Source organism: Bacillales bacterium (assembly GCA_035700025.1).
Lineage (GTDB): Bacteria > Bacillota > Bacilli > Bacillales > DASSOY01 > DASSOY01.
This window is the reverse complement of record DASSOY010000053.1, coordinates 1-10,561: the sequence shown is the minus strand read 5'-3', so window position 1 is coordinate 10,561 and position 10,561 is coordinate 1. Positions and strand designations below refer to the sequence as shown.

General features: G+C 48.1%; 11 protein-coding genes. 6 read left to right on the top strand and 5 right to left on the bottom strand.

What is annotated here, in order from left to right; translation table 11 throughout:
* Positions 1-36: 36 nt before the first annotated feature.
* Together VFK44_09205 and VFK44_09200 are read right to left on the bottom strand one after the other, a co-directional pair.
* A complete protein-coding gene (locus VFK44_09205) occupies positions 37-636 on the bottom strand; it encodes a lytic transglycosylase domain-containing protein (GenBank protein ID HET7628550.1) in 600 nt (199 codons plus the stop codon).
* Between the two features lie 196 nt (positions 637-832).
* Positions 833-1,408, bottom strand: coding sequence for a CYTH domain-containing protein (locus tag VFK44_09200; protein HET7628549.1), 576 nt, complete (start codon positions 1,406-1,408; stop codon positions 833-835).
* Between the two features lie 138 nt (positions 1,409-1,546).
* Between VFK44_09200 and VFK44_09195 the strand changes: the two genes are divergently transcribed.
* Complete coding sequence (locus VFK44_09195; GenBank protein ID HET7628548.1) at positions 1,547-2,194, top strand: GTP pyrophosphokinase family protein; 648 nt, start codon at positions 1,547-1,549, stop codon at positions 2,192-2,194.
* A complete protein-coding gene (locus VFK44_09190; GenBank protein HET7628547.1) occupies positions 2,191-2,985 on the top strand; it encodes an NAD kinase in 795 nt (264 codons plus the stop codon). The genes VFK44_09195 and VFK44_09190 overlap by 4 nt, the downstream gene beginning before the upstream one ends.
* A gap of 41 nt (positions 2,986-3,026) precedes the next feature.
* Here VFK44_09190 and VFK44_09185 read toward each other — a convergent pair whose 3' ends face one another.
* The gene (locus VFK44_09185) at positions 3,027-4,196 is read right to left on the bottom strand and encodes an FtsW/RodA/SpoVE family cell cycle protein (GenBank protein ID HET7628546.1); all 1,170 of its coding nucleotides are present in this window, start codon (positions 4,194-4,196) and stop codon (positions 3,027-3,029) included.
* A gap of 99 nt (positions 4,197-4,295) precedes the next feature.
* Here VFK44_09185 and mgtE point away from each other — a divergent pair, with 99 nt between their 5' ends.
* From mgtE to VFK44_09165, 4 genes are all read left to right on the top strand, one after another.
* The gene (gene mgtE, locus VFK44_09180; protein HET7628545.1) at positions 4,296-5,654 is read left to right on the top strand and encodes a magnesium transporter; all 1,359 of its coding nucleotides are present in this window, start codon (positions 4,296-4,298) and stop codon (positions 5,652-5,654) included.
* Positions 5,655-5,745: 91 nt separating this feature from the next.
* Positions 5,746-7,593 (top strand): monovalent cation:proton antiporter family protein, encoded by a 1,848-nt coding sequence (locus VFK44_09175; protein ID HET7628544.1) that lies wholly within the window; start codon positions 5,746-5,748, stop codon positions 7,591-7,593.
* Positions 7,594-7,688: 95 nt separating this feature from the next.
* Positions 7,689-8,471 (top strand): enoyl-ACP reductase FabI, encoded by a 783-nt coding sequence (gene fabI / locus VFK44_09170; GenBank protein HET7628543.1) that lies wholly within the window; start codon positions 7,689-7,691, stop codon positions 8,469-8,471.
* Positions 8,472-8,545: 74 nt separating this feature from the next.
* Complete coding sequence (locus VFK44_09165) at positions 8,546-8,851, top strand: hydrolase (protein ID HET7628542.1); 306 nt, start codon at positions 8,546-8,548, stop codon at positions 8,849-8,851.
* A gap of 23 nt (positions 8,852-8,874) precedes the next feature.
* Here VFK44_09165 and VFK44_09160 read toward each other — a convergent pair whose 3' ends face one another.
* A complete protein-coding gene (locus VFK44_09160) occupies positions 8,875-9,105 on the bottom strand; it encodes a hypothetical protein (protein ID HET7628541.1) in 231 nt (76 codons plus the stop codon).
* 114 nt (positions 9,106-9,219) lie between these two features.
* Positions 9,220-10,416, bottom strand: a complete 1,197-nt coding sequence (locus VFK44_09155; protein ID HET7628540.1) for a CotS family spore coat protein — start codon at positions 10,414-10,416, stop codon at positions 9,220-9,222.
* Positions 10,417-10,561: the final 145 nt, after the last annotated feature.

Genomic DNA, 10,561 nt, shown 5'->3' with positions numbered 1-10,561 from the left:
AATCGCCGACCCCGTACGGGGTCGGCGATTCTCGTTTCAAACGTGTTGCAAGACGGATCGTACATAATGTTCGGTTTCTTCAAAAGGCGGAATGCCCCCGTACTTGTCTACGTTACCTGGTCCGGCGTTATACGCCGCGAGTGCAAGTGCAGCGCTGCCGTCGTAGCGGTCGAGCATTTGCCTCAAATAGCGCGTTCCGCCGTCGATGTTCTGCGCCGGATCGTAAGGATCCGTTACTCCGAGCGCTCGTGCCGTTGCGGGCATGAGTTGCATTAAGCCTTGTGCGCCGGCTGAACTTGTGCTCGAAGCATGGAACCCGGATTCTTGCTGGATTACGGAACGAATGAGCGAAGGATTTACGTTATAACGCTCGGCGGCTTGTTGAATCAAATTCTCATAGTCGTTTCTCATATGCCGAGGATGCGTTTCAGCAATAGGAAAGCGGCTGAGCGGCAACGTCGATCGATAGGAAGAAGGTGTTTTGGAAACATGGGTGAAACGCTCCAGGGTCTCTTCGAAAACGGAAGCGAAGCTGTCGCTGCCGAGAAGGCTGAACGTGGAGCGGGATGTGTTCGTGTTGGAAAATCGTTGCAGCTGTTGGAGTTCCAATAACGTTTGGTACAGACGAATATTCAAGGCTCGTCCCCTTCCATGTGACTCACGTAACGTCAAGCGGCCGTCTTGCTTTGGAAGCAAAGTGCGGCCGGCTGCACGTTTGCGAAAGCGTATGTAGCGTGGCCGGATCAAGCAGACCTAGAGTACTACGTTAAAGATAGCAAAATTTTCATGAAACGACAATGTTTTTTTAGACCGGACGGCCGACGCTTTTAGCTCATTTGGCATTTTTTTTATCGAAAAAGCGTTTGATTTTGTTTTCCGTCGCACGAACCGGGATCTTGTATTCTTTCAGCAGCTCATGGAAAGTTTGCTTGCCGTTTACGTCTGTGCATTCATATTCAAGTTCATAATCCTCATGATTCAAGTAAAAACTGTGATCAAAAACGAGGATGCCTCCGCGAAATTGGACTTCCGCCCGCTTCGTCGTTAACGTACCCAAATAATGCAATCCGTGAGGACGCAATCCATTGTTTTGCAACTGATTCATGACATCGCCGTCAGGGAGAAGCGAATGGTCAATCGCTCGTGCTGTGTCCTCCGCGGAAATTTCTTGATGGGTTTCGAGAAGTCCTTGAGGGTGAGGTTGTTTCAATGTTAACTGGCGGTGCTGCTGCTTTTCACGAATGCGCAAGGCTGATCCGGCTTTTTTCAGCATCCCGTTTTCCGTATCAAAATAGTGATTATGCTGAAGCCAGAAATCTTCCGGTTTGACTTTGAAAGCGGAGCAGAGGACGGAAAATTCGTTTTCGGTAAGTAAATTTTTCCATTCGATTTCGATTTCTTGGTTCATACGATCCCTTCTTTCTGTTCTTATCGTATCAAAACTGTCGGGAAACCCCAATCGTGCATGCTGCTAAAAAACAGCGGCCGTTTATGGTAAACTTAAGGAAGATCTTGCCGTTCCCGACGGGAGGAGGAATGACGAGGCATGGACTGGGATTATTTATTGGCCCCGTATAAACAAGCGGTTGATGAATTGAAAATCAAGTGGAAAGCGGTTCGCGATCAATATGCGTACACAAATGAACATTCACCGATCGAATTCGTCACGGCGAGGGTAAAGCCTGTCGCCAGCATTCTTGACAAGGCAAAACGGAAAGGTATCGCGATCGACGAGATCGAGAAAGAAATGCAGGATATTGCTGGCATTCGCATTATGTGTCAATTCGTCGACGATATTTCCGTTGTGATCGAGTTAATTCGCAACCGGACCGACTTTACCGTGGTAGAAGAAAAAGATTATGTCGCTCGCAAGAAAGACAGCGGATATCGCTCTTATCATTTCGTCGTTCGTTATCCCGTGCAAACGATCAGCGGTGTTAAACACATTCTTGTGGAAATTCAAGTGCGAACATTGGCGATGAATTTCTGGGCGACGATCGAGCATTCATTAAATTACAAATACTCGGGACAAATTCCTGAACAAATCCAACTGAGGTTGCAACGGGCCGCGGAAGCGGCTTTTCGATTGGACGAAGAAATGTCGAAAATCAGGGATGAAGTGAGAGAGCCGCAAGTTACATTCGAACAAAAAAAAGACCAAAGACATGACAGCAGCAGAAGGAGATTCCCATGAAATTCGCGATTCAAGAAAAAGGCGATCGTACGTCGCACGAGCTAGGAAAAAAAATTGCGCGCGAACTGAAAGAATTTGATCTTGTCTATGACGAGCAAGAACCGGACGTGGTCATTTCGGTTGGCGGAGATGGAACACTCCTTCACGCTTTCCATCGTTATAAAAATCGTCTTGCGGATACAGCATTTGTCGGCGTGCATACCGGGCATCTCGGATTTTACGCCGATTGGATGCCGGAAGAAGTGGACAAACTCGTCATTCATTTAGCGAAGACGCCGTTTCAAATCGTCGACTATCCGTTGCTTGAAGTCACCGTTCGATACATTGACGGAGCAGAGGAGAATCGATATTTGGCGATGAATGAATGTACGGTGAAAGCGACAGAGGGCTCGTTGGAAATGGAAGTGGAAATTAAAGGGGAACCTTTCGAAACGTTCCGCGGTGATGGCCTCTGTTTGTCGACTCCGTCGGGGAGTACCGCATACAATAAAGCACTCGGAGGTGCGATCATCCATCCGTCACTGGCTTCAATCCAGTTGGCGGAAATGGCATCGATCAACAACCGCGTGTTTCGTACGATCGGTTCCCCCCTCGTGCTGCCGCAGCATCATACGTGTTTGTTAAAACCGGTCAACGACGTGAATTTCAACATTACGATCGATCATTTGTTTTTGCTGCATGAAAAGGTGAAATCCATTCAATGCCGTGTGGCACGCGAGAAAGTCCGCTTTGCCCGTTTCCGGCCGTTTCCGTTTTGGAAACGCGTGAAAGAGTCGTTCATTACGGATTAGAAAAGGTGTTGCCCGATCCAACGTTGGGCAACACCTTTTTTTTATTCAAACATGTATGTTCGTTTTCGCGACCGCACATTCAACACAATTCCGACGGCAATCATACACGTTAAAAGCGAACTTCCGCCGTAGCTGATAAATGGCAATGGAAGACCAGTGATCGGCAATACTTGGATGGTCATGCCGATGTTTTGAAACACTTGAAAGGTAATCATGCCGATTACGCCTGCACACAAGTAACTGCCAAATCGGTCGTGGATTTCGAGTGCAGTGAGAATCATCCTGTAAATCAGCAAGAAGAATAGCGAAATTACGACGCTCGCACCTAGAAAGCCGAATTTTTCTGCGATGATCGAAAAGATAAAGTCTGCATAGGCAACTGGGACGAAAACCCCTGTTTCATTCGGCCAAGTACCGTACAATTGCCCGGTTCCGATCGCCTGCAGCGATTGCTTTAGTTGATAGGCATCCCCTCCGGAATAGTTTTCCGGATGCAGCCATGCATTAATTCGGTCCATCTGGTAGTCTTTCAACAAAGCATGTTCCGGGAAATAAATGTACAACAAGATGTTTACCGCGATAAACAAAACCCCGATCAAAAACGCCGCCGATAAAATGCGCCATCGAATGCCGGAAATGACAAGCAAGCTGCCCATGATCGAAGCCAGTACGGATGCTGTTCCAAGGTCGGGTTGCAAGGCAACTAACCCGAGCGGCACGGCAGAAACGCCGATAATTTTGCCGAGCAGCTTAAGATCGTCGCGCAACGTTTTTTCCGGATGTTTTTCATGATGAGAAACCGTTAAATGCCCTAAAGCAACGATGAGAAAGATTTTGAAAAACTCGGATGGTTGAACCGTTCCTGCGCCGGGAACATAATACCAGCTTGTGGCCCCGTTTTCGGTAACGATGAAACACCCTTGTTCACAACTTGGCAAGAGTCCTTTGGAAGCCAAAAACAACGGAATCAGCAGCAAAATGCCGAAACCGTATAAATACCAAGCGATATGGCGAAAGCGGTCAAAGTCGACCAACATGATTCCGGTGATCGCAATGCCGCCGATCATGTACCAGATGAACTGCATCAAAACTAAATGGCCCGATCCAGTGGCCAAATAGATAGAGATGAGACTTACACATAACAATAGAAAGATAATAAATAATAAGGTATAGTCTAGTTGTTGCAGGGTAGAATTATTGTCTTTGTCCATGAATATCCACCTTCTATTCGAGAAACCATTACCATCTTATCATAATGTAGGGTCGTCACAGAACTACTTTTTTTCAGGAAACGCGGGGGAGGGAAATCGATGAATAACGGACGCGATCGAAACGAAGAGCTTTACCGCCGGCTTGATGAAGTCGTCGAAGCCGACAACATCGACACGTTTCGCGAACTTTTCGGGGAACTGCATTCGTATGAGCAGGCGAAGTACGTTTTTTCACTTGAACGAGAGAAGCGATTGCGGCTCTACACGTACTTGTCTCCGGAGGAAATGGCGGATTTGTTCGACAACGTCGAGGATGAGGATCGCGAAAACTACATTTCCGAAATGGAACCGAGGTATGCGGCCGACATGCTGGCCGATATGTATGCGGACGACGCGGTAGACGTGTTGAATGATTTGGAAGCGGATCAAGTGGCCAGTTATTTAACGTTGATGGAAGACGATTCGTCGAAAGAAATTCGCGAATTGCTTCATTATCAGGAAGAAACTGCCGGAAGCATCATGACGACGGAGTTCGTCGCGATCCGCGATTATCAAACGGTGGCCGAAGCGATGCGGATTTTGAAAAAAGAAGCCCCCGACGCGGAGACGATTTATTACGTGTTCGTCGTTGATGAAGAGAAACGTTTGAAAGGCGTCATTTCGCTGCGCGACTTAATCATTGCCGATGATGGGACACGAATTAAAGACATCATGAACGAACGGGTAGTTTCAATCTCCGTCGGGGCGGACCAAGAGGAAGCTGCGCAAATTATGCGCGACTACGATTTTCTTGCCTTGCCGGTCGTTGATTTTCAAAATCATTTGCTTGGGATCATTACTGTCGATGACATCGTGGACGTTATTGATGAAGAAGCGGAAGAAGATTATTCGAAGTTCGCCGGCATTGCGGATGTCGAATTCAACCGCAATCCGTTTATTACCGCGAAAAAGCGGCTGCCCTGGTTAATCATCTTGCTGTTTCTCGGCATGGTGACCGCAACACTCATCAGCCAATTTCAATCGACCTTGAATCAAGTGGCCGTTTTGGCGGCGTTCATTCCCGTTATTTCCGGTACATCGGGAAACAGCGGTACCCAGGCGCTCGCCGTCGTCGTTCGCGGGATCGCAACGGGGGATTTTAATGATTTGAGCCGGGTGAAGTTGTTTATGCAAGAGGTTGGAACCGGGCTCATCATCGGAAGTGTTTGCGGACTTGTTTTATCATTAATTGTCGCTGTGATCGAAGGACAATGGCTGCTAGGGGTGATCGTCGGATTTTCGTTGATGTGTTCGTTGTTTGTCGCTACGATTGCCGGCGCATTTGTGCCGCTTCTGATGCATAAACTCAAGGTGGATCCCGCGGTCGCTTCCGGTCCGTTCATTTCGACGATCAGCGATCTGATCAGCATGCTCATCTATTTCAGCATTGCGACGTTCTTTATGAGCTATTTAACATAGGGTTTTTCGATTGACCGGCATCCGACGATCAAGTAGTCTTGTAAAAAGACCGATTCCGGTTCGCCGGAACGAAACATGAAGGAGGTCGTCAATGGAACATACACAGGCGTCGTTCGTGTCACTTCTAGTCGTCGTCATCGCGGCGTTTCTCACGCCGATTTTACTGAATCGAATGCGGCTGCGATTCATCCCGGTCGTCGTCGGAGAAATCATCGCCGGGTTAATTATAGGGAAAACGGGGTTCGATCTCGTCGAAAAAGACGTGTGGATTCAAACGTTGTCGACGCTCGGTTTCATTTATTTGCTATTTCTCAGCGGCGTGGAAATTGATTTTTCCGTGTTCGCCAACAAACGAAACAAAGACCGGTCTTCTGAGACGCGAGCCCCTAACGGTCTCGTTGTTGCGGCCATCATTTTCGTTCTTATGATTCTCGTTTCTTTCTTGCTCTCCTTGTTGTTCGTTTCGATTGGCTTGATCGACAACGTTTACTTAATGACACTTATTATCGCGACGATCTCCCTCGGAATCGTTGTTCCGACGATTAAAGACATGGGTATCGTCAAAACGGGCATCGGCCAGCTCATCTTGTTGATTACGGTCCTCGGCGATTTAATGACGATGATCCTGCTTGCCGTGTTTGTCTCGTTTTTCTCTGCGAAAAGCGGGGAAACGTGGTTTTTGCTCATTTTGTTCGCCGCCGGGGTCCTGCTTTATTTTATCGGAAAATATTTTCGACACCAGTCTTTCTTGGAGACGATGACCAAAGGAACGATTCATCTTGATACGAGAGCGGTATTCGCCTTGATTATCGTGTTGGTCGCGCTGTCTAATTCGCTCGGCGTGGAGATTATTCTCGGGTCGTTTTTGGCCGGTGCACTCGTCTCGCTGTTGTCTCCAAACCCGGCGATGGTCCAGCGGCTCGACTCGTTCGGCTATGGATTTTTGATTCCGATTTTTTTCGTGATGGTCGGGGTGAAACTCGATTTATGGTCACTGTTTTCCAGCGACAAGGTGCTTCTTTTGATGCCCATGCTGTTAGTCGCCTTTTTCGCCGCAAAAATTTTGCCGGCCTTGATTTTGAAAAAATGGTACGGTTGGAAAACCGCATACAGCATCGGCTTTCTGGTCGCCGCAAAACTGACGCTCGTGATTGCTGCGGTAAGGGTTGGACAAGATTTGAAAATCGTCAGCAATGATCTTGCTTCGGCTGTCATTCTCGTCGCCGTGATCAGTTGCATCATTGGTCCGATCGTGTTCAAGAAGTTGTTTCCCGAATCCGAAATCATGCCGAAAAAAACAAAAGTCGTGTTCATCGGCGCGAATCCTGTCACTTTGCCGTTAACGCTGGAACTCGACAACGACCATTTCGATACGACGGTTTATCATTGCCGTAAAGATCAATGGAGCGGCGCGAGAAACGGCGAGTCGTCGTTCACGATTCAGGAACTTCCGTCCTACGATCCCGACGCTTTGGAGCAAGCGGGTGCGTTTGATGCCGATATTTTTGTCGCATCGACAAACAACGACGCGAACAATACGCTCATGGCCGAGCGAGCGAAAGAACTCGTCGCCGGCAGGGTCATCGCGAGAGTCGAATCGACGGAGCTGAGCGGTACGTTGCGGAATCAAGGCATCGAGGTATTTTCATCATTGTTTTCGACGAAAGCGATTTTGAAGGCGATGGTCGAATCGCCGAGCGTCGTCGAAATCTTGACGACAAAAGAAAACGGATTGTACCAAATCGAAATGAACAATCATGATTATGCGGGCACAAAGCTGCGGGAATTCCCGTACATGGGGGATACGATTATCGTCAGGATTTTTCGGGACAACAATTCGATTGTTCCGCACGGCGACACGTCTTTCGAAATGGGAGACCGCCTCATTGTGTCCGGCTCGAAAATTCATGTCGATCAATTGCAGGAACTGCTCGCTTGATTTGAGAGGGTCCCGGCATTCGCGCGTGCCGGGTTTTCCTTTTTCGCCGTAAACCTGTTATAATTTGTACAAAAAGCAATGGAGGGCTTATACATATGCAATTATCCTTGGAAGGCAGAACCTATGTCGTCATGGGTGTAGCGAACAAAAGAAGCATCGCCTGGGGCATCTCGCAAGCGTTGAGCAACGCAGGCGCGCGTTTGATTTTCACTTATGCAGGTGAACGTTTTGAGAAAAATGTAAAGTCGCTGGCGGACGAACTTGACCGGGACGATTCGCTGTTTTATTCGTGCGATGTCACAAGCGATGAAGACATTGACCGCACGTTTTCCGAAATTAAGGAAGAAGTCGGCAAGGTCGACGGACTCGCCCACTGCATCGCTTTTGCGAAAACCGACGAGTTGAAAGGTGAGTACATGAACACGACCCGCGACGGCTATTTGCTGGCGCAAAACATTAGCAGCTATTCGTTGACAGCCGTGGCGAAAGCGATTCATGAAAAAGAGTTGTTCAGTGAGCATGCGAGCATCGTAACGATGACGTATCTCGGCGGCGAGCGCGTTGTGAAGAATTATAATGTGATGGGCGTGGCGAAAGCTGCATTGGATGCGAGCGTTAAGTATTTGGCCAATGATCTCGGCAAATACGGGGTTCGCGTGAATGCGATTTCGGCAGGGCCGATTCGGACATTGTCGGCGAAAGGGATTGGCGACTTCAATTCGGTTTTGAAAAAAATCGAAGAAGAATCGCCGTTGAGAAGAACGATTTCTCAAGAGGACGTCGGCCATACAGCGTTGTTTTTGATGAGCGATTTGTCTTCGGGCATTACCGGCGAAATCATTCACGTTGATGCCGGGTTCAACATTCTCGGTTTGTAAGTTCCGCGAACCGCGTGCGCTACATATTTTCCGTTCGACGGGTTAAACCTAGAACGTGAAAGGGGCGCGATCCGATGGAACAAAGACCGTATTATATAAAAATTGAAACCGGTGAAATTCACAGCGATCCGACGATTTCTGAGTGGGAATTTCAAATTGAGGCGACCGAGGATGATGTCGAACAACTGCGGCGCTTAATGGAGAAAATCGACAACGACTCGTTTCACACCTTTTGGCGTGCGCATGTGCCGTATCCTTACCACCAAGACGAGGAAAACCATCAGTACGAGGATACGCTGGCAAGAATTTACCGGATGATATACGATCACGGGGACGAAAAAGCGAAAGCATTTATCGAATCGATCGGTATTTTAAAATAAGCCTGCCAGCCAGGCTTATTTTTTCATGGCTTAAAGTACCAAGAGAAAAATCCGATGATGAGAACGCTTGCGATCGTAAAGAAGAGAAGGGCGAGAAAATACGGATTCAACATCACGCGATGTTCGCGGGCAAAGGCGAACATTCTCGTGTGTTCGCCGCGTTGACGAGAAGCTTTAAACAGGCTGTAAATGGTGCCGAACAAACAGATCGCTAAAGCAATTCCGTTTGCCGATAGGATCAATGTCCAATTCAATGTCGGTTCTCTCCCTTTGGGTCAAGTTATTTTTCTTATGTCCAAAAGGGCGTCATTTTATCCAATTGAAACACGCAACACCGCTTCTGTACGCTGTTGCGTGTTTCGTTTTTGTCAGGAAAGCTCAGTGAGCTTGCGCTTCAATTTTTCCTCTTTCAATGCCTCGAAGGCAAAGGCTTCTTCCAGCTCCGTGAGTGCGGCGTCATTTTTTAACGAATATTTGTCACGAATCACGTCATAGAGCTCATACGGAAACATCATGTCGATGTACATCACTCGCTTTTGTTCATCCGTCAGCGGATGGACACTTTCGTACGCGTTGAGCATCAAATCGAACAGATCGTCCCGCCATCCGCCGTCGTCAGTCATCATCGGGATGATAAGTTTTCGCAAATCCCGAACCGGCAAATCGTAAGCCGTTGTGTCGAGGTCAATGACCCATACTTCACCATTCCGAAGAAGAGTGTTGCCGGTCCCGTAATCTTGATGACAGAGCGTCGGTGCTTTCCTTTTTTCAGCCACCCAATCATGATAGTGGGAATTTTGCAGCTGCGAAAGGACCGACCGTCCGGAGGCAACCGCATCGTCGGCCGTCTCCATGTATTTTATTGAAAACGGATCATCCGGCTGCTGTTCGGCAATCAGCTTCCACGCTTTCATTTGCTGGATTCGTTTCATGTAATGCCGCGGCCACTGTCCGAGTTTCGACGCCGCAGGTACGCCTTCCGGCGGATGGTACCCTTCGGAATCAAGATGATAGTGTGCCAATCCTTTCATCATCCATTCCATTTCTTCGTTCACGTTCAGATCAAACGGACGCCCTTCAATCCATTCATAAACGACAAACAGAAACGGTCCGTGCTTCGCGTACAGCTCGTCATCTTTTGTTTTGATGATTCGCGGCACGTTCGCTCCTTTCCCGGCAAGAAAATGCTGCGCGTGAATGGAAAACAACGCTTTCTTCTCCGGGCGGTTGATCCGCTTCAAACAAAACGGGCCTTCGTTCGTCATCACCTTCCAAACGAGCGCCATTTGTCCGCCTTGAATGAGTTCGATTCGTTCGACCGGAAGACTCCATTGCTTAATGATTTCATTGCCGAGTACCTCGAGCTGCTCTCGCATCTCCGGCGTCAATTCCGGTTGTTCATCGGATTTCCCTTCGTCCCCATTCAACGTCGCGTTCGTTCCCGCCGTTTCTTGCGAATATCGATTCAGTACTTCCTCATTCGCTTTGCTCAAATCGATCGATTTCACTTCACCATAAATGTGAAAGGGACCGACGGTTTTCAGCTTTGGATATCTTTTCGTCATACATTCACCTGCTTTTCCATGCTTTGTATGCTTGCATGGTATGCATCGGAGGCTGTAAATGATATTGTTCGAGATGGGCAGCATCCTTTTTTTTTGAGAGATGGGACAAATGGCGATACGAAGGGGATTTGTCCTTCGTATGATA